Here is a 25,056-nt window from a genome sequence, read left to right on the forward strand (position 1 = left end):
GATCGCATTTGAGGGGTTAGATAGTCAGGGACAACTCGGACTGTTGCATTTGACCTCTGATGTGGCTGTGTTTGCTTTAGACGGACAACATCGCCTGATGGGGATACAGGGCTTAATGCGACTTCTAAGAACAGGAAAACTGCAACCCTACACCAAAATCAAAAAAGCAGTTGGGGAAGCCATAACCCTCAATGATATAGAGGAGGTTTCGGCGTTAACTCCCGAGGAGATAGAAAACTTAGTCTCTGAAACCGTTGGGATAGAGTTTATTCCCGCAGTTGTGGCTGGAGAAACTCGCGCGATCGCCCGTCAACGAGTCCGATCTATCTTTGTTCACGTTAACCTGATGGCGGTGAAACTGAGTAAGGGTCAGTTAGCCCTACTCGATGAAGATGACGGGTTCTCTATTGTAACGCGCCAGGTGGCAGTCACTCATCCTTTACTCATGGAAAAACGCGATCGCAACCCTAGAATAAACTGGGATAGTGCGACAGTAGCCTCTAAGTCTACGGTTTTAACCACCTTACAAGCCCTCAAAGAAATGACACAGCGCTATTTAGGCGATCGCTTTCCCCATTGGCTTTCGCCCAAACCGGGGTTGGTTCCTATGCGTCCCGATGATGACGAACTTGAGGAGGGGATGCAGGAGTTGCGACGGTTGTTGGATGCGTTAGCCAGTTTACCGAGTTATCAACGCCTCGAAAGAGGAGAAGAAACACCTGTATTGAGACGGTTTAGCTTCGAGAAACCGGGGGGTGAAAGTAATATTTTGTTTCGTCCAGTGGGTCAAGTTGCGATCGCCCTGGGGTTAGGAGTGTTGGTGTTTCAGCAGCAAAAACCGTTGATGAGTTTGTTGGAAAAGTTGCGTTCTTTTGATGCGGTGGGTGGGTTTAATGGCATAGAATACCCCGAGTCTTTGTGGTATGGAGTATTGTTTGATCCCAATAAACGGCGTATTCGGGTTGCTGGGCGAGATCTGGCGGCGAAGTTGCTTGTTTATATATTGGGGGGAATAGATGAACCAATGGATCGGGCGGAGTTGCGACGGGGGTTGTCTGAGGCGAGGACATTTGAGAATAGGGCCGTTAGTTTTGAGGGGCGGTTTGTGAAGCCTAGAGAGATTAAATTACCGGAAGTCTTGTGACGTTTAGATATGTTCCATGTCACTTAATTATGGCTTAACCTCTTTGATTTTATGGACAACTTGTCTACTGACAAAACGATCTGAGCCTATAGGATCATGATCTAAACAGATTACTCGCAAATTTGTTGGATTCATAGCACCTTTAGGATGTTTATAAACTACAGTTAGTTTTGAATTTTCAACTATTTTATCACATCCTTTCTCGTATTCACAGCTTCTACGCACAGATAATAATCGAATTACCCAGAAGGGATGAGGTATGCTTTGCCTTCCTAGTTTTGGATGGTCTATCATAGACTGCTGTCCTATCACATCATACAGAGAAATTCGATTACTCTTGTATTTATTACACCATCCGCAAGCTAAACGAAGGTTATCTTCCTCTGATCCACCCCTTGACAAAGGTACGGCATGGTCAATTTCAATAGAAATATCACGCTTTGTTAAGCCGTGCAATGTCATATAGTCAATGAATTGAGGCAATGGTGGTTCCATATTTGTACTATACCCCAGAAACTTATCTTCCGCCCATTTTGTAAATTTGTATCCACAAATCCAACAGCGTGGTTGTGGCCCGTATATATCCCATAATTCTTTTCTTATATCTAAACTGGCAGAAGCCCTTTTTCTAGTTTTTCTACGTTGAACTTCCTCATTTACTAAACGTGCAATGTATCTGGCAAGTTGGTTTTGCTCATTCTCAGAAATACCAGAGAATACATAAGGCATACGTTGTTGTACAGCTTTCACTATGTATGCGTACTCTGAAGAAGAATATATAAATAGTTCTGGATTACAGATGGATTCAATAAACCATTGTGTCCATAGAATATGTATATCAGCTCTCAGCAAAGAACTACGACCACTCAAAATAAAATCTGGCACTCTTTGATTTGAGATTCGACTAAGAGTTTCTATATCCCAATACACATCTAATTGATTTGATGTGATTTCTAGAAAAGAACAAATTTCTTCAAACTCCATTTTTATTAATCTTAACTCAGTGGTTGCCTATATAAATTTGATTTGGGTAGCCTTTGGGGATCTTTTCTGTATTGAACCCATTCTTTTGACCATCTTTTGCGTATACCAGGTACGTCTTTTTTAACTCCGTGCAAGTTCCAGTCTCGATTAAAGTAGTTAGAATCAACACCTTCTAACCATTCACTTACTCGCAAGGGAATATCCTCTATACTATCAATACCTAAACGACGATCACACAAATTTTGAAAAAAATCAGATGCAAGTATGGTTAAGGAAGTCTTATTAAAAATATTTGACTGCTTTGGAGATCCCCAATAGTGCCATGCTTCCTCATTCCTTTTATCTGCAAGTTTATCACTAACTTCACTCCAGAATGTAATAAATACATCTCGCCAGGTACCATCAAGTTGATGCCATTTTTCAAAGGCACTTTCGTAGCCTTCATCTTCCCAAGATGTTATAATACCTGATGATGGTAAATAATCTCTTTTCCACTTATCAGCATAGTCAACATTTTCGTGAAAAAGTTTCCCACCTTTTAAATCCCGAAATATCTTGACAATAGAAGCGAGTACATTCCATTGCAAACGATCTTTTCTATCTGAAGCCAGTCCACGTTCTACCAAACCACGGAAAGGACTTTTAGGATGTCTACTGAGAAAGGTAACTGCTCTTGATTCTTCCAGTTTAATACCAGCATTCTCTAAACGATCTGAGACCCGCTCAAGCTCTTCATTAGAAAGGCTAGTAGATACAATAGTGCCTAAAAGCGCTCGACCAATAGGAGTCGCTTTCTGATTAACTACAACAAACTGGAAAACGTGTTCTGCTGGATCTGTGTTCATTAGTAGTGATATTGGTAATTTTCGTGCTGCTTTAGCCTCCATGTTACGTTGAACTTCCTTACAATCCCCGTCATTAAGAATTGCATCTTCTAATTCTGATCGATAAGGTTCTTCTCCCACTGATTGTTTAGCTGATGCAATCGCTGCACGAAGTCTATGCTGTCCATCCACTATCACAATCGGACGAAGGAAAGCAATCATTGCCTCCTTCGTATAACCCAAAAACTCATTCCCATCAAAACTTTCAGAAATTTCTTCCAATACACGAACTCTAGCTGTTACTTCGTCCCAAAAATCTAAAATATGAGATTCGTCACTAAATGATAGCTCTGTATTTTCCTGTTCCGACAACCCTTCGCTTGTTTCTACAAGATCATCTTCTCCATTCGATGAATCTTCAAAATTTCCTGAAGCGGGTAGTATTTCGGCTTGCTGTTTTAAGTTACATACTAATTGATCGGGAACTGTTCTTTCTCCTAGCAATGGCACTCTATACTCCAACTTTTCTTTAACTTTATTTAGTAGTTCTAGTAGACTAAGCTGTTCTAGGTCTTCAGAGAAAATGCTTAAAATACCAAGTTGAGTATGACTATTAAAATCATCATCTTTGAGTTCAAATTCAACACTTTCTAAATCCTTGTTTTGAATGGCGCATAGCAATGGATTTTGAATAATATTTTTTTCATTATGATAAAAGCTTGCTATTTCCTTAATACGCTTTTTATTTTCTTCTCGCTGAAAACCAGTAGTTTCTTGATCTCCAAGTTCTTTCTTTTGAGGTATTCCTGCCCACATTTCAACATCAACTGCTGGAGCAGCAAATAACACTAGCCAATCTCCCGTATCAGTTTGACGAATACGAACTGCTTTATACTGAAAATTGTTCATACTAAGCTTAGTCGCCTTTTTGCCTTTAGCTATCGTAGCTCTCGACTAAGCTAGTGTCAACCGACTCAAAATAATGAACCGAGTGTTTTAAAAACAATGTGTTAAAGAATTTTGGCGTGAGTGAGTGTGAGTTCGAGTGTGTTTGCTTAACTAGCCATTTGATTGTTATCTGGTTTGATGAGGGCTTTTTGGACTTGAGATTTTCGCAAACGCATAAAGGGTTTACCTCCCGTTAACCAGCTTAAATCAAATATCTGTTCTCCTCGATAGCTAATTTTACACCCAACGATAAACAATGAGAACCCTGAGATTTTAATTCCTGCCTTTTTAAAAGGACAGTGTATTTTTGGACAAGTTGTACATTTTTGCATAAGTTTTATTCCTCTCCCCACCTTATCTATAGTCCATATTTCCTCTAGTTTCAGTGATAGAGGTGCTGAAAGGAATTGACTTTGATCTTTATCCAATGTGAGATCTATCAATGCAGAATATGGGTTCAAGTTAGTTAATTTAGTGATTTTGATCGAGTTAATTGGTGATGACTATCACAACCCGAGAGTATTTAATCTTCAACTCTAAACTTATTTTAGTCTGGGGTTAATGGAGGCGCGCGCTAAAACGGGGTAATTTTCCGAAAAAAAGTCTGGGAAGTCCGAGGGTGAGGGGGCGGGCGCTAATTCCCGTAAGGGTAGTTATCGGAATTAGATCAGATATAATCTCTATAAACACCCCAACTACACCCCATGTCTGTCCCGTCTTCCCTAATTACTCCCTCCTCTAATTCTCCCGTTGGCGTCGCGCGCCTTCTGGAAGTCTTTGCTGATTTTCTTGAAATTGACGTCGGCGCCGGAGATGCGGCGGCGGATACCCTCGTTACCTACAAACGTCAACTCATTCAGTTTCTCGACTGGTGCGATCACAGACAGCTTCATCCGGCTGAAATTACCAAGGATGACATCAAAAAATACCGTCGCTGGATGATCGATAAAAAAGGGTTTAAACCCGCAACGATTGCCTTAAAACTCTCGGTGGTGCGAAGATTTTATCAGGCGGCGGTGGAAAAGGGGCTGCTGAGTGTTAACCCCGCAACGGGCGTGAAACCGCCCAAAGAAAAACGCGATCCCGCCGAAAAAATTACCTATTTGGAAGCCGATGAGGTGGAACAACTCTTGACAAAAATAGCCGATGATGGTAGCCTCAAATCTGCGAGGGATAAAGCTCTTTTGGCAATTTTAACCCTGGAAGGGCCGCGAACCGTCGAGTTGCACCGGGCGAATATTTCTGATATCGTCAGGCAGGGTAAAAACTGGGGGATTCGCGTAGAGGGAAAGCGCAGTATTCGCATCGTACCCCTGACTCCCGAAATCGCTCGATTGTTGAGGGTTTATCTCGAACGCAGAGAGGCGGCAGAAGGACAACTGAAGCCTTCTAGTCCTTTATTTGTAGCGGTGGGAAATCGATCCGGAGGAAAGCGCATTTCCCGGCGGGGAATTCGGTTGATTGTTGATAATTATCTCGCCAAAGCCTCACTCAAGCAAACGCCCGGGCGAACTTTATCCACTCACAGCCTGAGACACACCGCCGGAACTTTGGCATTGCGATCGGGGGCGGAGTTGCGTCAGGTTCAAGATTTGTTGGGACACGCCGATCCGCGAACCACCTGTATTTACGCCCACGTTGGCGATCGCTGGGAAAATAACCCCGCCTTGAAGTTGGGAATTAAATTTGAGAATGATAATCATCAAAAGTCAGTCTCTTAGATCTAGAACTTTACTTTACATATAATAAATATCAACCTAAAATTTCTTTAACAACTCTTTACAGAGTAAGTGATCAAGTTCTGAGAACACTCGTTACAATAATGATAATCATTTTTACATAATTCGATGACTCAGACTTGCTTCTACCAAACTCTTGCCGCAACTGTTACAGGCATCACTCTCAGTGGCTTGGGAGTTCTCAACATCGCTCCCGCTCAAGCCGCAACATTTCGCCTTTCCTGGACAGGTCAGGTTTTAGGCTACCAGGCTGAAGGTCTTTTCAGCTACAACGAGACTCAAGTCGATGAAAGTGGAATTGTTCGCCGAGATGATCTGGAGTCCTTTAATATCGCATTTTACGATCCGGAGGAAAATCTAATTCAAGAATTTATTGATAATCATCTTACCTATTCGGGGTTCAATTTCAACTTTGATACTCAAACTGGAAAGATTCTTCAAGAGGGCTTTTCCGATGAGCCAAATGGTATTGATATCGGAGAATACAATCCCATATTTGAAGAGGAAGAAAATCGGGTTGCTGCCAGATTTGATGAGGAAGGAAATCTGGTTTCCGCCAACGGTCTCAATTTTTGGTCTGCGGCTCCGGCTCCAGAGGGAACAGCAATTCCTCACGTTCACCTCACAGATTTCGGGAATGATTTTCCAGATTTACCCATTGGATTTGGTCGGCATTTGGATGTTGCTTTTTTCACTCGAACCACCGCTCAATTGCTAAACGATCCGACGGCAGGAGATGAGTTTGGACAGCGAATGATTGCCACTAAAGTTCCCGAAGCCGACTCAATATTTGGATTGGGAATTGTGAGCTTGATTTGGTATTTTACCCGAAAAAAAACTGTTAATTAAATCGGGTTAGATTTGATGTTGGGTGAATTAAAAATTATAAATCACTCAACATCAGCCCTCTTAGTTTTAGCGATCGCCGACAAGCCCAGCTTTCGACCCCGGCGGTGTCTAGTCGCTAACGATAACTATTATCGGGGCAGGTAAGGGTTGAAACCAGTTGAGAAACTCCTGCCGCCCCGATGAAGTTATTCTACTACTTTTTGGGCTTTGAGAATCATTCTAGAGGTGGATTTTTTGGGCGATCGCAGTTTGTAAATGCTGTTGCAGTTCCGGTAAAGTTAGAGAACCCATTTCCCCGGCTTTTCGGCTTCTCACACTCAACGTTTGTTGTTCAACTTCTCGTTTTCCCACCACTGCAACCACCGGAATTTTATCGAGTTCGGCTTGACGAATTTGTTTTCCTAAGCGATCGCCACTGCGATCAATTTCTACTCGAAAACCCGCTTTTTTCAGAGAATGAGCAATAACTTCGGTTGAGTCTCGTTGTTGATCGCTCACAGGTAATAAACGCAATTGTACCGGAGCCAACCACAAGGGAAAATCCCCCGCATAGTTTTCAATTAAAATCCCAAAAAAACGCTCCAAAGACCCAAAAATTGCCCGGTGAATCATAATCGGTTGTTGTCGGCTACCATCGGGGGCAATATATTCGAGATTAAACCGTTCGGGCAAATTAAAATCAACTTGAATCGTCGAACATTGCCACAACCGACCAATCGCATCTCGGATTTTAATATCAATTTTCGGCCCGTAAAAAGCCCCGCCCCCTACATCTTCCACAAACTCCCAATTTTTAGTATTCAACGCCTTAATTAACGCCTCTGTTGCCAATTGCCATCCCGCATCTGTTCCGACAGACTTGGGCGGACGGGTAGACAAATTCACCTCATAGCTTGTGAAGCCAAAATCTGATAATATTTTTTCAGTTAAATTCAAAACCCCTAAAATTTCCTCGGCAATTTGTTCGGGCAAACAAAAAATATGAGCATCATCTTGAGTAAAGCCCCGTACCCGCATTAACCCGTGTAATACCCCCGAACGTTCGTAGCGATAAACTGTTCCTAACTCCGCCCACCGCAGGGGAAATTCTCGATAAGAATGAAGGTCATATTTATAGGTCAAAACATGAAACGGACAGTTCATCGGTTTCAGTTGATACGCTTGATTTTCAACCGTCATCGAATCGAACATATTTTCCCGATAAAAATCAAAATGCCCCGATGTTTTCCACAGTTCCAAGTTTGCCACATGGGGCGTATACAGCAGTTGATAACCCGCTTCTAAATGAGAATTTCGCCAATAATCTTCGATCACATAACGCATCATTGACCCTTTGGGATGCCAAAAAACCAACCCGCCCCCCGCATCTTCTTCAATACTAAAAAGCTGCAATTCCCGTCCAATTTTACGATGATCTCGACGTTGGGCTTCTTCTTTTTGTTGAAAATAAACTTGCAGTTGTTCGGGCGTTTCCCAAGCTGTCCCATAAATTCGTTGCAGCATGGGTTGAGTTTCATCCCCTCGCCAATAAGCCCCCGCAACGCTTTCTAAAGCAAAAGCATCGGGGTGAATTTCTCCGGTAAAATTCAGATGAGGTCCCGCACACAAATCCCACCAATATTCTCCCGGCGGAGTCGTAACGGGATTAATTAAAGAGGGTTCAGGTTGAGTCTTTTTATCTGTCCATTTGCCCCCGTCGGGCGTTCCAATAAAATAACGAGTAATGGTTTCTTCGGGGGGAATTTTCGCCAAAATTTCCAATTTATAGGGTTCGCCCAATTGTTCAATTTCGGCTTTGATTTCTTCCCGTTCAACCCCTTCACAAATAACGGGTAAATTGGCTTGAATAATTCGCCGCATTTCTGTTTGGATGGTGTTCAAATCCTCTGGGGTAAACGGTTCTTTGCGATCAAAATCATAATAAAATCCTGTTTCTGTCACCGGGCCAATGGTTACTTTAGTTTCAGAAAATAGCTTTTGTACTGCCATTGCCAAAATATGGGCGCAGGTGTGACGAATGCGTTCGAGTTGTTTGAGATCCTTCGGTTTGAGAACAAGATTTGATTGAGATTGCATCGAGGAAATCACCATAATTACCTGTAAAAAAGTATTTTCGGACTAAAAAATGCGTGAATCATTCCGGCTAATAGGGTTTATTTTTGAGCGGTAAACGGCGTATAATTTCCGCCCAACCCTTCAACAATTGTGCGCGTATTTGATTTGAGCATTTGTTGGTAGGTTTCGGCGCCGCTTCCGGTTTCTCCCAAACTATCTGCATATAATTCTCGCTCGGCAACTTGAATATTTGCTTCTTTGGCAACCGTTTCGAGGAGTTGAGGATTGCTCGTTGATTCTGCAAAAATCATCGGTACATTTGCGGCTTGAATCTCCCGCACCAGTTCCCCGACTCGCGACGCAGTTGGGGCTTCATCTGTACTGAATCCCTGCAACGCCCCTTCGTAGGAAAGACCGTAAGCATTCACATAGTAACCCAGCGCATCGTGGGTGGTGACAAGCTTTTGTTGATTGGGGGGAATGGTAGAAATTTTAGACTGAATCCAACCGTCAATTTCTGCAAGTTCAGCCGCGATTTGTTCGGCATTTTGTTGATAAAGTTCCGCCTTTTCTGGCTGTAAATTTGCCAAAGATTCGGCAATAACTTCGACCATTTGAATCCCATTTTCGGGATCGTGCCAAACGTGAGGATCGGGGGCCAATTCTTCGCCGTGGCTGTGGTCATGGTCGTGGTCGTGGTTGTGATTATCATTCCCGTGATCGTGATCGTGGGCTTCTCCCATCAACGGTTGGGGGACGGCGACCTGGTGGACGGCAATTTTGGGGGCGGGGTTGCTTGTGGCTTCCACCAATCGAACTAAACTCGGATCGAAATCGTAACCCGCGTATAAAATTAAATTGGCGGTATCGATCGCCTTGCGGTCCTCGGGTTGGGGCTGATAAACGTGGGGGTCTTCGCCCGCTTCCATCAAACAGTTGAGGTTAACCGTTTCTTGGGCAACCTGCTGAGTTAAGTCACAAATAATACTCGTAGTGGCGACAACCGAGGGAAGGGTAACGCCCGTTTCTACTGCTGCGGGGGCAGTTTCGCCGTTCGGGTTGGCAGCGTTTTGAGGTGACGAATTACACCCGACCGACGCCCAAAGCAAGGTTAACCCCACCAGGGGCTTGAGGTTGACATTTTCTAACATGGCTGACCTCTGTTACGATAATGATTATCATTATGTTACACCAAGATGAACGATGTTAGAAGTTCTGCATCTGGCGGTCAACTACCGGGGGGTTTGTGCGGTCGAGGATGTCAGCTTTCGTCTGGAAGCGGGTCAACTGGTGGGGATTATCGGGCCGAATGGTGCGGGTAAAAGTACGATGCTGAAGGCGATGTTGGGGTTAATTCCGGCGTCGGAAGGGGTGATCCGCTATCATCAACGGTCTTTAAAAGATCAACTCGCCCGGGTTGCTTATATTCCGCAGCGATCGCAAATTGATTGGGATTATCCGATCGCGGTTAAAAATGTGGTAATGATGGCGCGTACCCGCCACACGGGATGGTTTCGGTCGCCTTCTCGTTACTCTCAAGAAGTGGTAAAATCGGCGTTAATGAGAGTGGGAATGTGGGAGTTTAAAGACCGACAAATTGGCGAACTTTCTGGCGGTCAACAGCAGCGAGTTTTTTTGGCTCAAGCCTTGGCACAGGAGGCGGAATTATTCTTTTTTGATGAACCGTTTGTGGGAGTGGATAAAAAGACAGAAGCGGTAATTTTTAAGGTGTTTGATGAGTTGAAACACCAGGGAAAAACTTTGTTAGTGGTGGGTCACGAATTGGGGGAAGTTTCCCGCCAGTACGATAGGTTTTTGCTGATCAACAAACACATCATCGCCGAGGGAACCCGTTCGCAAGTAATGACCGCAGAAAATATACAAAAAGCCTACGGTGATAATGTGATTTTATTGCGGGGTTAAATTGGGTGATTATTAATGAATTGGTTTACCGATCCGCTCAGTTTTGAATTTATGCGCCACGCCGTATTGGTGGCGGTTTTAATGGGGATTTTGTGTCCGGTTGTGGGGAGTTATTTAATTGTGCAGCGCATGGGATTGTTGGGAGATGTGATCGCCCATGCGGTTTTACCCGGGCTGGCAATTGCGTTTTATTTGGGGATTGATATTTTTCTGGGAGCGTTTATTTCGGGAACACTCAGCACGTTAATTATTGCTTGGATTCAATCCCAATCTCGGGTTAAAATAGATGCGGCTATGGCTTTGGTATTTTCGGGGTTTTTAGCCTTGGGAATTTTGCTGATTACGGTTCTCGAAAGCAAGCTGGATTTGCACAGTTTTCTGTTTGGGGATATTTTGAGCGTCACCACTCGGGATGTTGTCAGAACGTTAATGATTACCCTCTTTATTTTACTCTGTGTTCGACTATTTTACAAGGAACTTTTGTTTTATACGTTCAATCCTTTGGGAGCGCAGGCGATGGGATTACCTGTAAATTTAATTAATATTGGCTTGGTTTCTGCGATTACCTTAACGATTATTGCCAGTATGCAGGCGGTGGGGGTTGTGTTGGTGGTTTCGCTGTTAATTGGTCCGGCAATTACGGCTTATTTGTTGGTGAAAGAATTGCATCAAATGATGGGATTGGGGGCAATTTTTGGCATTTTTAGCAGCGTGGCGGGGATGTATATTAGCTACTATCTGAATGTTCCTTCGGGGGCGGCGATTGTGTTGACGGTTTCGGGGTTATTTATTCTGGCTTTGCTGTTCAGTCCTTCTCAGGGGATTTTAACCCGTCCGGAAGCAAACAGTCCCCGATCTATTCTTCAAAAGTTCAAACAATGGAAACAATAAGAGTTATAATCCTCGATTAATTATCCGTATTTTTAGGGAGAATAATAAACCGTCTGAAATTTTATAAAATAGGTATCGGGATGATATAAAGTATAAGTTGCTTTTCCCGATTCTCGGCCTACATTTCCCACCCCAATCACCTGTTTTTTAGAAGGGGTAAAAGTTTGAGTGGGTTGTTGTTCATTGAGAGTTAAAACGGAACTAGAAATTGAACCCGTTTGTAACTCGTACTGAAAAGTTAAACCAGAACGACCACAAAATAAACGGTTGGCTTCGACCCGTTGAAGGCGATCTAACAACGTCCAAGGGGGCGTTTGTGGGGTTAATTCATCGCCCACACTAACACTGCTTCCGTGAATCAACAAACAATCCAATTCAAAAAACCCAAAATGTTGTTGTCTCAGCCATTGAACCGTTTCTCTCGAAACACAATCCCACAATAATTTTACCCCATCCGCTCCATATTTTTCTCTTAATTCTGTCGCCTCTACATTGCCGCCCAAACCGTACAAATTAAAACATTGTTCTTCCCACCACCCGATACAAACTTGTGGAGTTAATTCTCCAGTCTGGGGTTCTCTCACCCGTTCGACAACCGCTTCACTTTGGGGATTCAGTCCGACTAAATCTCCTAAAATATACAATTCTTCGATAGGAAAATTCTGTTGTTTCAAATCATTCATCACCGCTTCGTAAGCCTTGAGATTTCCCTCAATTCCACTTAAAATTGCCCACATTTAACTTGCTGTTTCCTGATAAATTTGATAAAATAGAGATGGGAATACATCCCACCCCTATTAATAGCACGCGAAAAGTTCGAGAATTAAAATTGGAGAATTAAAACTAACTCCAACTGGGAGTATGACGGATTAAACTCATAAATTCTTGGCGAGTTTTTGCATCCTCAGCAAATACGCCCCGAACCGCACTCGTAGAAGTCCAAGAACCGACTTTCTGAACGCCCCGCATTACCATACACATATGGCTTGCTTCGACAACAACAGCCACGCCTTTGGGGTTTAATAAACCCTGTAAAGCATCGGCAATTTGAGCGGTTAATCGTTCTTGAACTTGCAACCGTCTGGCGTACATTTCACAGATGCGGGCGACTTTAGATAATCCTATCACTTTTCCATCCGGAATGTAAGCCACATGAGCGCGACCTAAAATCGGCAAAATATGATGTTCGCAAGAGCTAAAAATATCGATATCTCGCACCAACACCATTTCATCGGTTTGTTCGTGAAAAACCGCCCCGTTGAGCAATTCATCCAGGGATTGATGATAACCCGAGGTCAGAAATTTTAAGGCTTTAACAACCCGTTTGGGGGTATCTTTTAAGCCTTCGCGATCCGGATTTTCTCCGAGTCCCAGTAGCAACGTCCGCACCGCTTGACGCATTTCTTCTTCGGAAACCGGGAGTTCGGATTGAGTTTTTAAATTCGGCAAGTTTCCGTTTTGATTTCCCTTCGGCGAGGAGTTTGCTAAGGTCATAAATTTGGAGTTTTGTTCCTAAAGTAAACGACAAGTTTTTACAGTGAAATCAGACACAAACCCAGAGTTAAAATGATTTTAAACCCATCGCTTGTGCTAATTTACTCGGTTGTAAGACCAAACAGTTATTCAACTGTTGGCGGATTTTATTGGGGTCAAGATGACGACCAATAAACACAATCTGGTTCAGGGGGGAACTGGGCCATTCTTCGAGTTGGATATCGTACCGAGGCCCGCTGAGTTGGAAAATGTGGCGCATTTCGCTATTATTGAACCAGAGAATTCCTTTCGCCCGAAATACTTCTGCGGGGATTTCTTCGGTTAAAAATTTCTCAAATTTGTCAAGATCAAAGGGGGAATAGCTTTTGAAGGGAACGGAGACAAAACCATCGGTTTGTAAGTGAGGGGAATAGCGATGTTCTTCTGTGGTTTGATACTGTTGAACTGGGGTGAGATTAACATCTAAAATCAAAGGAAGCGGAACTTTAGCCTGTTGGGTTTGTAGAATTCTCGCACTCGGTTTAACTGTTTTGATATAACGTTCTAATTCTTCTACTTTTTCTGAGGAAGCCAAGTCGGTTTTATTTAAAATTACCACATCCCCATAAGTAATTTGTTTGAGGGCGGCTTCGCTTTCAAAATGTTCGGGCGTAAAGGTTTCTGCATCGACGAGGGTAACAATAGAATCCAGGCGAGTTAAGTCCCGGAGTTCCGTCCCCAAAAAGGTTAAAATAATCGGTAACGGGTCGGCAACTCCTGTGGTTTCAATGACCATATAATCCACTTGTTCTTCTCGTTCGAGAACCCGATAAACCGCATCGACCAAACCTTCATTAATTGTGCAGCAAATACAACCGTTACTCAACTCTACCATGTCTTCTTCTGTGGAGATTAACAGTTGAGCATCAATGTTAATATCGCCAAATTCATTCACCAAAACCGCTACTTTTAAGTCCTGTTTGTTGGCGAGAATTTCATTCAACAGGGTGGTTTTTCCGCTTCCTAAAAAACCCGTAATAATGGTCACGGGCATTCCCCGTTTGGGAATATCCAGAGTGGAGGAGGGGAGAGTTTCCATAGACATTGTTCGGCCGGAAGATCTGCAAGAATGATAACAGTTATCAAAATTTAAAGCAAGCTTTTATATGAAATACGCGGATCACCGATGCTACACATCTTTCTCCCCACCTCCCCACCTCCCCACCTCCCTATCGATACATTTGTAGCAAATATTTAAGGATTTCATATTAGCGCTGACAGACGTGAGTGGGGTCATCCGCTTTTTCCGCGTATTCCAAACCTCGGGCTAAACGCCAAGCAAAAATAGGCGGTAAACCTTTCTCGATGATGGCGGCACAGGTTTTTTGATAATCATATTCAACCTCTCGCAGCGTTGCCCCCTGAGTCTCGGTATCATAAATCACATAGGTGGCGTTGGGGCGACCGTGACGGGGTTCTCCGACGGAACCGACGTTAATAATGTGTTTTAAAGGGGTGGTAAAACTGAGGTTTTGTTCATCGTTTAAATGGGGTTGATTAATTTTGACTTGAAGTTGACCCCCCTCTAACTGGCGAAGATAAGGAATATGAGTGTGACCACAAAATAGCACATCCGCCTCGGCTGATAAGACTCGTTCTAGAGCGGTAAATGCGTCCATACTCGGCATTAAGTATTCGTGGTTGCTGTGGGGCGAACCGTGAACAAAACAGAGATTTTCTGTTTTTAAAGTTAGGGGAAGTTGGGCTAAAAATTCGCGAGTTTCGGGATAAATATTGTTGTGCGTCCACTCGTGGGCGTTTCGTCCCCGACGTTCGGCTAACAGCGACGGATAACTGCATTCGCAAGCATTTAATCCTTCTACAATATCTTCATCCCAACAGCCTTGAACGGTGGGAATATCGAGGGAACGAATTTGTTCGACGACGGCGTGAGGAAAGGGACCGTAACCGACCAAATCTCCCAAACAATATATTTTTTCCGCCTTTTGTTCGTCGATATCTAATAAAACGGCATTTAACGCTTCATAGTTTCCGTGAATGCAAGACATGACTGCTATTTTCATGGGGTGACTTCCTCCTCAGTTTGTAATGAAGTTTGAATTTGTTGTTGATAATAATCAATTTGGGATTCGGGGATGAAGCAATCTTTCAGGGTTTGGGAGATTTCTTTGAGTTGCAAATTAAATCCGACAATTTCCAAACCGCTAAACCGTTCGGGTCTTCCGGTTAACCACAGGGGAACATTTAAAGCTACAAATTCTTGATTGATTGTTCCGGCTACATAATCCCCATAAATGGATTCTCCGCTGACAAGATCAAAAATTCCTTTCGCCCGAATGACTTCCCCGTAAGCCCCTTGAATGAGTTCAAACCAAAACAGGGCTAAACTCGTCCAGTCGAGAATTTCTCCAGTAAGTAGGTTGCGATGAATTTGTACGGAATAATTATGATTTTTACTCAAAGGTTCGGCAATGTTTTTATTCCCTAAAATCGCCGAATCTGCCCAGTTTTCCCATTCTGGATTTTGAGAGGATGAGGGGATAATGGCGATGCGTTTTAAGTTTAATCGGGTTAGTAAAGGTTCTACGGAAGATAGGTCGAAATGCCAGGGAATCTCGATATAAGTGGTTGATACGAACTCGGGATTAAATCGTTGTAATTCCTCGCCCGAGGTGAAAATTTGCACCTGGGGAAATTCGCAAGCCAGACAAGTCCCATCAATGACAACAGAATCCTCTCCGGGGTTGAAATAGCCAACCGGGTCTGTGGTTTTGCTAATTTGTTCTCGTATCCAATGGGTTTTACCCGCACCCGGCGGGCCAGTAACCGCAGTAATCATCGCCGCTTCCTTTTAGGAACAATAATCATTATTATAGATATAGCAAAAAATGAGAACCATTATCAAATTATTTCACTGGATTTATGTCTGACTTTGTTTCCGTTGCGATTATCGGGGCTGGCCCCCAAGCTTTGACCTTAGCTACTCATCTGCTGCAAAAAAAGCCAATACACCGTAAAATTAGGGTTTTTGACCCCAGCGGGGTGTGGTTGAGTCGGTGGCACCATCAGTTTGCAGCCCAGGACATTCCCCATTTGCGTTCGCCTGCGGTTCATCACCCCGACCCCAACCCCTTCGCCCTGCGAAAATTCGCTGATAATCGTTCTCACGAACTATTCCCCCCCTACGACCTCCCCGGAACTAAGCTATTTGAGGATTTTTGTGGGGATGTGGTCCGACGCTGGCAACTGGCGGAGCGGGTTTGTGCGGCGCAGGTGGTCGATCTTCTGCCGTTGCGGGGGTTGAGGGGAAGTCGGTTTGAGTTGCTTTTGGCAGACGGGCGGACGGTTCGGGCGAGACGGGTGGTTTTGGCGACGGGAGGAGGTGAGGTTCAGCTTCCCGACTGGGTGAGCAAGATTCCTTCGCCTTTTCCCCCGGAACGGTTGGTTCACAGCCAACAGGTTGATTTGCAATTGCTTTCTCCAGCCGGGGAACGGGTTCTCATCGTTGGGGGCGGGTTAACGAGCGCTCACTTGGCACTGGGAATGATAGCGCGGGGGGCAACGGTAACACTGATGGTGCGCCGACAGTTGCGGGAGAAGCTGTTTGATGCCGAACCGGGCTGGTTAGGGCCGAAGTATCTCAAAGGGTTTGAAGCGGAGTCCTGTTGGCGGGTGCGATCGCAGATGATTCAACAGGCAAGAAATGGCGGTTCTATCACTCCCAGTCTGATGATACAGCTTAGACGGGCAATCCGTCAAGGCAAATTAATTCTCCGGGAAAATTGTCAGGTGAAAGCGGCTATTTGGGAGGATAATTGGCGGGTAAAATGCGATCGCGGTGAGGTTCAGTTTGACCGGATTGTGTTAGCAACGGGAACTCAACTTGATGCCAGTCAGCACCCGTTACTTCAGAAGATTTTGCCCGTTTATCCCACCGAAATTGTAGACGGTTTTCCCGTTTTAGATCGGCATTTGCGCCTTCCGGGTTGCGAGTTATTCCTAATGGGAGGATTGGCGGCTTTGCAACTGGGGCCTGTTGCTCGCAATTTAGCTGGGGCCAGGATGGCTTCCGGGCGAATTGTTCCGGCAATTGTTAAACCCAGTTTAGCATTAACCGCCTAAAGAATCAAGCAAATAAAGATAGGGTTTCGGCGGGTTTGTAGCCGGGGAAAATTCGATCAATTTGGTTGGGTTTAACCTGAAATTGATTCAACAAAACCGTCGAAACCACCTCTCGAAAATCGGTTGTAATCGCCAAATCTCGACCTTCATAACGTTCAGATTCTGATAAACCCGGCCATTGACCATAAACTTGACCTCCCCGCACCGAACCGTTTAAAATCCACATCGCATTTCCTCGTCCGTGATCGGTGCCTTGATTGCCATTTTCTGCAACGGTTCGACCAAATTCTGAGACCACTAAAATCGTCGTATCTGCGTAAATTTCGCCCAATCTATCCACCAACGTTACTAACCCTTCCCCCAAATTTTTTAGGCGGTTAGCCAGTTTTCCCCGACTCGAACCTTGGCTTGCATGAGTATCCCAACCGCCAACATCCATAAACGCTAATTGAATACTCGGATCGCGCACCATTAAACTCGCCAGTTGTCGAGTTTCTCCGGCGAAACCTTTCGGAAGCGGGGCGCCATTATTCGCCTCTTCCATTTCCGCTTCGAGTTGTTTTAATAAAGTATCGCGGGCGGCGCGACCTTCTTGGTAAGCCAAACTCAGCGGATCGTTACTGGCATAGAGTTGATCGAAAGCAGACTGAATTTTATCTTGATCAATCGGGAGTTTTCGAGCAGAATTTCCCCGTAAAGAGATATTGCTAGCTGACTCGTGACCTGCTAAAATAAGAGGTAAAGTCGAACCCACGCTGACCGCTTCTACGGGTGTTTTTCCCGGTAAAATCCCTAACATTCGATTCATCCAACCTTCTACCGTTTTTTTGTTTCCGGGTGTGCCGGACTCCATGTATTTTTGAGCATCAAAATGTGAGCGAGTTTCGTCGGGTGAACCGCAAGCATGAACAAAGGCTAAAGTTCCGTCTTTCCAAAAGGGAATAAGCGGAGATAAAGCCGGATGTAAGCCAAAATTTCCATCCAGATCTAACGCCCCCTTTTCCTTTCCGGGTTGTGGAATAGCTAAAGTCGGTCTAGCTTCATAATAATCAGTTTCAGTATAGGGAATGACGACATTTAAGCCATCAATTCCCCCTCGCAGAAAAATCACAACTAAACGTTTGGGGTGGGGAGTGGCGGCGAGACTTTTCGCGATCCAACTGTGACTTCCCACTGTGGCGATCGCACTGGTTCCAACAATCCCTAAAACTTTTAAAAATTGGCGTCTATCCATTATTTTTTTAATCCTAAACTTGTTAATCCTATATGTCTCAATGAATTTGGGAAAATATCCTGATAGTCTTCACCCCAGTTAGAAATACCAGTTCTCAACAATTGGCTCCGCTGGCTTTCTTTATTATAGGTTTGAGCGTTCATTAACGACAAGATCTAGAAGGAGGTTTTGCTAGACTCTCCAAAGATTTTATAATCGGTTAATAATCTGGTCTAAATTTAATTATTGTTTTAAGGAATTAAAATGTATTTAAAGCATTTCAAGCTAAACAAAGACTTCCCGTTGATGGTATTGTAGGACAAATAACTCAATTAAAATTACAACAAGCGATCGCTGAATTATAATTCCTGACAAATTCTCAAAAATCCCCAATTCCTCAACCGCCTCAGATTAATGATTCAGGAGATTTTATCCAAGGAAATTGGTTAGAATGGCAAGTGATTACCCCGACAAAATTAAACGCTCGAAGTGGCCCTGGTTGTGAGTATAAAATCGACCTGAGTTTAGCACCAGAAACTACTTTTTATCCCCATCCTGACTAGGATCATCCCCAGTTGGTAATCAGTTATCAAGGTGGGGCGTTTTTTGTTCGGGCTAATTCTAAATTTATTTAATCTGTAACAAGCTGTTAACTTTAAATGTTAAGTTTAAAAGCATAACGAATCAAACAGGTGACAATCCAGTTGCCTTTTGGCGACAAATGCGGTAACTTTTCCTTCAGTTGGATAAATCACCTTGTTTTTGGGTTCGCCTGTTATGACTCCTCCCCTCTCCTCTGCGTCATCGCCTCCCTCAGCGCGTCGAATGTCCTGGGGTATTGTGATCGTCCTTGCGGCTTTGCTATCGGCGATATTAGGCGCAGTTACGGCGGCGTTTTTACCCACAGATGAAAATACACCCGATCCCGCTTCCAACGTTCTTAACCAATTTTGGCGCGATCGCTTTGGTTATAAACTAACTCGTCCAGTGAATATATTGGTGATGGGAATTGATCGCACAGAAAACACCGAACCCAACTCACCCGAAAGTTTTCAAGGACGCAGTGACACGATATTATTAGTACAATTTGATCCGACAGAAAAATCAGTCAGTTTATTATCGATTCCTCGGGATACTGAAGTTGAAATTCCTGGTGTGGGGATGGGGAAGATTAATGAAGCGAACTATTGGGGGGGAACTGAATTAGCAACAAAAATGATTCGTCAAACCCTCAATCAAATTTCGATTCATCGCTATGCGCGTGTCAGTAGTGGGGCGTTTAAAGAGTTAGTGAATTTGTTAGGAGGGGTTGATGTATTTGTTCCGAATTCGATGTCTTATATTGATAATACCCAACAGTTAAAAATCGATTTATCCCCTGGATGGCAAACAATTGATGGTGAACAAGCCGATCAATTCGCCCGTTATCGGAGTGATGCTTATGGGGATATTGGGCGGATTCAACGACAACAAGCTTTAATGCAGGCGATTCAAACCCGATTACAAAATCCGAATATATTACCCCGTTTACCCCAAATTATTCGGGTGATGCAAAAGTACATTGATACAGATTTAAGTTTTAATGAGATCCTGAGTTTAGTTAACTTGGGCTTGAATCTAGAATCTGAACAGTTTAAAATGGTAACATTACCGGGACGGAGTAGCAGCGCCGAAGAAACTTATAGTAGTTATTGGATAATTGATGAAGTTCAACGCGATCGCATAATAGCCGAATATTTTCACCACAATTCAGACACTGATGTTGTCGCCAACTCAGACTCCACTTCAGAAACTTTACCGCTTGATCTCAAAATTGCCATTCAAAATGCGTCGGGAAATTCACAAGTCGGTGAAAAAATAGCGAATTCTTTAGTCAATCAAGGTTATTATAATGTTTATATTGTTCCTGACTGGCCTGATGAACAACGTCAAACTCAGATTATCGTTCAACGAGGGAATTTATCAAGCGCCAAAGCCTTAAAAAATAAGTTAGGTTGGGGTGAAGTCGAGGCTTCTTCGACCGGGGAAATTGGTTCAGATTTAACTTTAAGAGTTGGATCAGATTGGGTGAATAATTTTTAACCTTAACAATACAAAGAGATTATGATTATTAAAAATTGGAATAAAGATATTTTACGATATGGTTTAAATGCGATACTCTTGATCTTTCTTGCTATCTTTTGGGTTCTATTAACTGCAAAACCTGCTTGAGCAATTTCTTAGACTCTTGTATAGATAAAAAAACGGGCTAACCCCGTATGGCTAACCCGCAAGCTTGGGAACGCTCTGAGCAATTATTTTTGAACGATCAACTTAACGTTGGCGTTTTGCAGACCACGCTGCTTAACTTCAGAAAGAGTTTTGTTAACAGCGTACTTCTGGTTAATAGCGTTGATTAATTCAGTTTGGTTGTGCTTTTTAGCAACGCCCCACAGGTCAGCGATCAGGTCGAAAGTACCATCGCTATTGCGAGACCAACCTAAATCATACTCACCTTCGAGAACTGCAACTAAGTCAGCGCGAACACGTTGGCCGTTGTAGCCACGAACATCTGCGTTGCTCTTTACAGAGATACCTAAATCGCGTAAAGAAGTCTTCAGGATTTCGGAATCAGTGATTTTAGTACGCAGAGTGCTGAAATGAGACATTGTAATATCCTCCTAATAGAACTGAAAACGAAACAACAACGGTTTTGGGTTTTAACGGATACCGCCTTGAATTTGTAGCGTAGACGCTGATCACAAGAGCGGTGTTTTTTTCAGAAACTGCTAGCTTTTTCTGTGCTAGCCTATCCTCCTGTTTGGACCAGGAGAAAGCTTTTAAAATTCCATACGCTGATACTCAGCGACGGAAGATGCAGCTGGCCGCGCCCGCTGACGAGCCCAATCGCGCAGGGCTGTCACTTGTTCGTTCATCGTTTTCGACAGCGGTAGTGTCGCTTTAATGGCGGCGATGATATCAAGCTGCGTAAACTCTCGATCTTGAGCAAAAGCTTCGTACATTGCAGCGACGAGTGCTTGCTCAATTTCTGCCCCAGAGAAACCTTCAGAAACCGTAGACAACTGATCTAAGTCGAAGCGATCAATTTCTGAACGTCGTTTGGACAGGTGAATTTTGAAAATATCTTGCCGTTCCTCTTTTGTGGGAAGGTCAACAAAGAAAATCTCATCAAATCGTCCTTTCCGCAAGAACTCTCCCGGTAGCCGTTCCACACGGTTTGCCGTCGCCATCACAAAAACAGGTGAGGACTTTTCTTGCATCCAAGTCAGGAAAGAACCAAATATCCGGCTAGATGTTCCGCCATCAGAATCGGCTGAACCTGAATTACCAGCGAAAGACTTGTCTAACTCATCGATAAACAGAATCGCGGGTGAAATCGATTCGGCAGTCTTCAGGGCGTTTCGTAAGTTTGCCTCAGAGCGACCCACCATTGAGCCATCATAGACTCGGCCCATATCCAACCTCAGTAAGGGTAAGCCCCATAACCGAGAGGTGGTTTTCGCAATCAAAGACTTTCCACAACCGGGTATTCCCAGGATCAACATCCCTTTTGGCTGCGGTAAACCGTATTCTCTAGCTCGTTCTGTAAAAGCATTAGAACGTTGTTTTAACCAGCGTTTCAGCTCCTCCAAGCCTCCAACAGCATCAATTGTTTCGTCAACATCGATATATTCTAATATCCCGTTGCGTCGAATGAGCTGTTTCTTTTCAGATAGAACAATCTCAACTTCTGCTTCAGTTAGGCGACCTGCGGTTACATAAGCCTTACGGTAAACCTTCTCGGCTTCGTCTTTTGTCAATCCCAGAGTTGCTTTTAAGAGCTTCTCTCGCGTTTCTGTACTGATTCGACGAGAACGGGTTTGTTCTAACTGAGCTGACAGAACTTGATTTAGCTCTTTCATATCAGGGAGAGCAAAGTCGAGAACGACAACTTCCTTCTCAAGCTCGATCGGGATTTCTTGCACCGGAGACATCAAAATGATAGTCTTGTTAGTATCTTTGAAACTCGCGATCGCATCCCGCAAACACCGGGTCACTTCTGGAGAATCCTTGAAGGGATGCAAATCTTTGAAGACATAAATACTACCAGTAACATTGGGTTCTCGATGTCGAATTACCCACTCAACTGCCGCCTGCGGAGAGACTGTATTTGACTGAACAGTAGTACGCGGTTGATCATGCTTGACTAGGCCACGAGTGACAGTCCAGACATAAACCTCTCGTTGACGCTTGGCTTGTGCGATTCTGGCAATTGTCTGCTCAGACCGCTCCTCCTCGGATGTGACGAGGTAGATCAGAGGATATCGAGCTTCAATTAAGATTCCTAATTCTTCTTGCATAGTCCTCGATCCATTAGAGACGGTACAACAATTTGGTGTGAAGGATTTATTCTAACTCTTTCACTCAAATCTGAACACGACAGGTGCGCCCAAACTGCGTTCGAGAGTTGATTGAATTAACAGGGAACCAGCTTTTCTTCTCCTTGTTGGGCTGGGGGAGCATCAACTTGCTGTACTTGTTGAAGCTTAAGTTCTTCTTCTGTCAGTACACTGGGTTGATTTTTCAGTGAAACGAGTTCACCTTCCCTGATAACAACTGAGTTGGCACATTCGGGGCATGAGTATACCCGATGAGTTTGCCCATGTGATGCTTCTATTTCATCTACAACCTCTGGATTATTGAGGTAGAAGATAATCGCCCGTTCAGCCAGAGAAGACATCGGTTCTGATTCAACTGCCGCTTTAATTTTTAATTTGCGGTGCAGTTGGGGCGGAATATATAACGTTACCTTTTGCTTGCTTTGCATAGGACAGTGAACTTGTGTACCCGGGTATGTATTTAAAGATAAAGGCTTTTTTCCAAGATGTCAAGACGGTATGCTGCTATGACGGTGTTTTTTTTACATTTCGTTACAATCAGAGGCGATCTAAAGCCAAAAACCCGCACAAAATCGGCATTTGAGGCACTTCTTCTGATTTGAGGCCATCAGCTATCCTGAAAGAAGAAGGTTTGGAAAGTCCAATTATGACTAAAACCCCTCCCCGCCAACTCAAAAGAACCGCAGTTGTCACCCTCGTCTTAATCGCATCCGTCGGACTCAAAGCCTGTGAATCCTCGAAAAGACGAGAAGTTTACCGCAATCTACAAGACTGTCAGCAAGAATGGGGTAAACCCGAACTGTGCGAACCGATCACCGATGGTTCCTATCCCGCAGGCTATCATTATGGCCCCTACTACCGACGCCGCAGTGGGAGATATTATTATTACCGCACCTACAACAGTCCTCCGAGAGCCGTTCCCAGCAATGCGGGATTTGTCACCACCTCTCCGAGTCGTCGTCCCAGTTCCTCCGTCGGTACCGTCAAACGGGGCGGATTTGGTTCGGGGAGCCGAGTCGGGGGACGAGCCGGAAGCCGAGGCGGTTGATTGAAATTGAAGTCGTCAAAACTCTTGAGAATGGGAACTCTAAAACCAAATCACCAACATCTTATATAAAGAGCAGGTTTAGCCATGAAACGCATCCCCCTCAAACCGCGTCCCCACTGGGAGCAAAAATGCGATGAGGTTGGATTTCACTTTTACAACTACGGTGGACTCTACTGGAACGAAAGCGTCTGTTATCAGTTTACATCTCAAGAAATAGACTCACTCGAAGCCGTAACCGAAGAACTCCATCAGCTTTGTCTAGAAGCCGTCGATCGCATTATTGCAGAAAAACGCTATACTCAACTTTCCATCCCGCTCGAATTTTTTCAAATCTGTCAGCAGTCTTGGGAACGGGATGACCCCACCCTATACGGTCGCTTTGATTTTGTCTATGATGGCATCGGTTCCCCCAAACTCCTCGAATACAACGCCGACACACCCACCGCCTTACTCGAAGCCAGCATCGTACAGTGGACCTGGTTAGAAGAAGTCTTCCCCGACGCCGATCAGTTCAACTCCATTCACGAAAAACTAATCGAACAATTTCAATACATCTATTCTCGCCTCGACCGTCGCCAAAGATATCTACACTTTACCTGCGAACGGGACAGCACAGAAGACCTCGGAACCGTTGAATACCTCAGAGATGTCGCCATTCAAGCCGGGTTTCAAACCCAAAATCTAGATATAGATGAAATCGGCTGGAACTTCACAGAAGAAATCTTTTGTGACCTCGAAAACTATCCCATTCAAGCCCTGTTTAAACTTTACCCTTGGGAATGGATGATCGACGATGAGTTTGGAAAACAGCTTTTAAGAGAACCGATGCTGCTGTTAGAACCCGCTTGGAAAATGATTCTCAGCAACAAAGCCATTTTACCGATTTTATGGGAATTTTTTCCCGATCATCCCAACCTATTACCCGCCTTTTTTGACTCAACTCAACTTTCTCATCCTTACCTCAGTAAACCGATTTTTTCCCGTGAAGGCGGTAATGTTACGATCTATTATGGCGATCGCATCTATCAAACCGAAGGAATCTATCAAGATGTTCCTCTCATCTATCAATCCTACTGGCCGTTACCCCAATTTGATAGTCACTATCCAGTTATTGGATCATGGATTATTGGTGAACAAGCAGCCGGAATTGGTATTCGAGAAGATCAAACTCCCATTACACAAAATACCAGTCAGTTTATCCCGCACTACTTTATCTAAATATCTAGATTTTCCTTTCTAATCTAGAAAGAAAATAAAGGAGATCACTGAATTATTTAAACGGTAAGTTAATTAAAACATTTTTTAGGTAATCTTGATTCTCAATCTAATTCAAAAATAGATCGAAAAAATTGAAACATTAAAAATAATAAAAAACATTGATATAATCACAAAACACACAGAATCTTAAAACGGCGAAATAAATTCGTAAATTTAAAAATTATC

At 43.8% G+C, this 25,056-nt stretch carries 23 protein-coding genes and 1 pseudogene; 10 read left to right on the forward strand and 14 right to left on the reverse strand.

What is annotated here, in order from left to right; genetic code table 11:
* On the forward strand, positions 1-1,144 hold a 1,144-nt coding region (locus M595_RS14000), incomplete at its 5' end, for a DGQHR domain-containing protein (protein WP_023067003.1).
* 27 nt (positions 1,145-1,171) lie between these two features.
* Here M595_RS14000 and M595_RS14005 read toward each other — a convergent pair.
* The 3 genes from M595_RS14005 to M595_RS14015 all read right to left on the reverse strand — a co-directional run bounded on the left by M595_RS14005 (position 1,172) and on the right by M595_RS14015 (position 4,361).
* Positions 1,172-2,128, reverse strand: a complete 957-nt coding sequence (locus tag M595_RS14005; RefSeq protein WP_023066973.1) for an HNH endonuclease — start codon at positions 2,126-2,128, stop codon at positions 1,172-1,174.
* An 11-nt stretch (positions 2,129-2,139) separates the two neighbouring features.
* A complete protein-coding gene (locus tag M595_RS14010; RefSeq protein WP_023066966.1) occupies positions 2,140-3,861 on the reverse strand; it encodes a ParB N-terminal domain-containing protein in 1,722 nt (573 codons plus the stop codon).
* A gap of 146 nt (positions 3,862-4,007) precedes the next feature.
* Positions 4,008-4,361, reverse strand: coding sequence for a hypothetical protein (locus M595_RS14015; protein WP_040484109.1), 354 nt, complete (start codon positions 4,359-4,361; stop codon positions 4,008-4,010).
* A gap of 243 nt (positions 4,362-4,604) precedes the next feature.
* Between M595_RS14015 and M595_RS14020 the strand changes: the two genes are divergently transcribed.
* Both M595_RS14020 and M595_RS14025 read left to right on the forward strand, forming a co-directional pair.
* Complete coding sequence (locus tag M595_RS14020) at positions 4,605-5,621, forward strand: tyrosine-type recombinase/integrase (RefSeq protein ID WP_023067006.1); 1,017 nt, start codon at positions 4,605-4,607, stop codon at positions 5,619-5,621.
* Between the two features lie 126 nt (positions 5,622-5,747).
* On the forward strand, positions 5,748-6,488 hold the full coding sequence (locus M595_RS14025; RefSeq protein WP_023067000.1) for a hypothetical protein: 741 nt from the start codon (positions 5,748-5,750) through the stop codon (positions 6,486-6,488).
* Positions 6,489-6,707: 219 nt separating this feature from the next.
* On the opposite strand, the gene thrS is transcribed toward M595_RS14025, so the two are convergent.
* Both thrS and M595_RS14035 read right to left on the reverse strand, forming a co-directional pair.
* Complete coding sequence (thrS, locus tag M595_RS14030; protein ID WP_040484114.1) at positions 6,708-8,564, reverse strand: threonine--tRNA ligase; 1,857 nt, start codon at positions 8,562-8,564, stop codon at positions 6,708-6,710.
* 77 nt (positions 8,565-8,641) lie between these two features.
* Complete coding sequence (locus M595_RS14035; protein ID WP_023067015.1) at positions 8,642-9,694, reverse strand: metal ABC transporter solute-binding protein, Zn/Mn family; 1,053 nt, start codon at positions 9,692-9,694, stop codon at positions 8,642-8,644.
* Between the two features lie 52 nt (positions 9,695-9,746).
* On the opposite strand from M595_RS14035, the gene M595_RS14040 reads away from it, so the two are divergent.
* Both M595_RS14040 and M595_RS14045 read left to right on the forward strand, forming a co-directional pair.
* On the forward strand, positions 9,747-10,466 hold the full coding sequence (locus M595_RS14040; protein ID WP_023067011.1) for a metal ABC transporter ATP-binding protein: 720 nt from the start codon (positions 9,747-9,749) through the stop codon (positions 10,464-10,466).
* A 15-nt stretch (positions 10,467-10,481) separates the two neighbouring features.
* A complete protein-coding gene (locus M595_RS14045) occupies positions 10,482-11,357 on the forward strand; it encodes a metal ABC transporter permease (protein ID WP_023066964.1) in 876 nt (291 codons plus the stop codon).
* Between the two features lie 32 nt (positions 11,358-11,389).
* On the opposite strand, the gene M595_RS14050 is transcribed toward M595_RS14045, so the two are convergent.
* The 5 genes from M595_RS14050 to M595_RS14070 all read right to left on the reverse strand — a co-directional run bounded on the left by M595_RS14050 (position 11,390) and on the right by M595_RS14070 (position 15,690).
* On the reverse strand, positions 11,390-12,094 hold the full coding sequence (locus tag M595_RS14050) for a metallophosphoesterase family protein (RefSeq protein ID WP_023067013.1): 705 nt from the start codon (positions 12,092-12,094) through the stop codon (positions 11,390-11,392).
* A gap of 106 nt (positions 12,095-12,200) precedes the next feature.
* On the reverse strand, positions 12,201-12,851 hold the full coding sequence (folE, locus tag M595_RS14055) for a GTP cyclohydrolase I FolE (RefSeq protein WP_023066949.1): 651 nt from the start codon (positions 12,849-12,851) through the stop codon (positions 12,201-12,203).
* 67 nt (positions 12,852-12,918) lie between these two features.
* On the reverse strand, positions 12,919-13,935 hold the full coding sequence (locus M595_RS14060) for a CobW family GTP-binding protein (RefSeq protein ID WP_052001776.1): 1,017 nt from the start codon (positions 13,933-13,935) through the stop codon (positions 12,919-12,921).
* Between the two features lie 163 nt (positions 13,936-14,098).
* A complete protein-coding gene (locus M595_RS14065; RefSeq protein WP_023066994.1) occupies positions 14,099-14,914 on the reverse strand; it encodes a metallophosphoesterase family protein in 816 nt (271 codons plus the stop codon).
* A complete protein-coding gene (locus tag M595_RS14070; protein ID WP_023066984.1) occupies positions 14,911-15,690 on the reverse strand; it encodes a hypothetical protein in 780 nt (259 codons plus the stop codon). The genes M595_RS14065 and M595_RS14070 overlap by 4 nt, the downstream gene beginning before the upstream one ends.
* An 83-nt stretch (positions 15,691-15,773) precedes the next feature.
* Between M595_RS14070 and M595_RS14075 the strand changes: the two genes are divergently transcribed.
* Positions 15,774-16,973, forward strand: coding sequence for an FAD/NAD(P)-binding protein (locus M595_RS14075; protein WP_023066971.1), 1,200 nt, complete (start codon positions 15,774-15,776; stop codon positions 16,971-16,973).
* 4 nt (positions 16,974-16,977) lie between these two features.
* On the opposite strand, the gene M595_RS14080 is transcribed toward M595_RS14075, so the two are convergent.
* A complete protein-coding gene (locus M595_RS14080; protein WP_023066955.1) occupies positions 16,978-18,207 on the reverse strand; it encodes a DUF1501 domain-containing protein in 1,230 nt (409 codons plus the stop codon).
* Between the two features lie 254 nt (positions 18,208-18,461).
* Between M595_RS14080 and M595_RS33010 the strand changes: the two are divergent.
* Positions 18,462-18,551, forward strand: a pseudogene (locus tag M595_RS33010) (peptidoglycan-binding domain-containing protein); the annotation flags it as partial.
* 412 nt (positions 18,552-18,963) lie between these two features.
* Positions 18,964-20,268: an LCP family protein gene (locus M595_RS14085; RefSeq protein ID WP_040484110.1), complete on the forward strand. Its 1,305-nt coding sequence runs from the start codon at positions 18,964-18,966 to the stop codon at positions 20,266-20,268.
* Between the two features lie 212 nt (positions 20,269-20,480).
* Here the strand turns inward: M595_RS14085 and M595_RS14090 are convergent, their stop codons facing one another.
* The 3 genes from M595_RS14090 to M595_RS14100 all read right to left on the reverse strand — a co-directional run bounded on the left by M595_RS14090 (position 20,481) and on the right by M595_RS14100 (position 22,993).
* Complete coding sequence (locus M595_RS14090; RefSeq protein WP_023066977.1) at positions 20,481-20,834, reverse strand: DUF1257 domain-containing protein; 354 nt, start codon at positions 20,832-20,834, stop codon at positions 20,481-20,483.
* Positions 20,835-21,005: 171 nt separating this feature from the next.
* The gene (gene ycf46 / locus M595_RS14095) at positions 21,006-22,526 is read right to left on the reverse strand and encodes a stress-responsive protein Ycf46 (protein WP_023066967.1); all 1,521 of its coding nucleotides are present in this window, start codon (positions 22,524-22,526) and stop codon (positions 21,006-21,008) included.
* A gap of 116 nt (positions 22,527-22,642) precedes the next feature.
* Positions 22,643-22,993, reverse strand: coding sequence for a slr0373 family blue light stress response protein (locus M595_RS14100; RefSeq protein ID WP_009788141.1), 351 nt, complete (start codon positions 22,991-22,993; stop codon positions 22,643-22,645).
* Positions 22,994-23,211: 218 nt separating this feature from the next.
* Here M595_RS14100 and M595_RS14105 point away from each other — a divergent pair, with 218 nt between their 5' ends.
* Both M595_RS14105 and M595_RS14110 read left to right on the forward strand, forming a co-directional pair.
* Positions 23,212-23,613 carry a hypothetical protein gene (locus M595_RS14105; protein ID WP_023066983.1) on the forward strand — a complete coding sequence of 134 codons (402 nt, stop codon included), beginning with the start codon at positions 23,212-23,214 and terminating at the stop codon, positions 23,611-23,613.
* An 84-nt stretch (positions 23,614-23,697) separates the two neighbouring features.
* Positions 23,698-24,831, forward strand: a complete 1,134-nt coding sequence (locus M595_RS14110) for a glutathionylspermidine synthase family protein (protein WP_023066978.1) — start codon at positions 23,698-23,700, stop codon at positions 24,829-24,831.
* Positions 24,832-25,056 lie beyond the last annotated feature (225 nt).

Source organism: Lyngbya aestuarii BL J, assembly GCF_000478195.2.
In the GTDB taxonomy this organism is placed as follows: Bacteria; Cyanobacteriota; Cyanobacteriia; order Cyanobacteriales; family Microcoleaceae; genus Capilliphycus; species Capilliphycus aestuarii.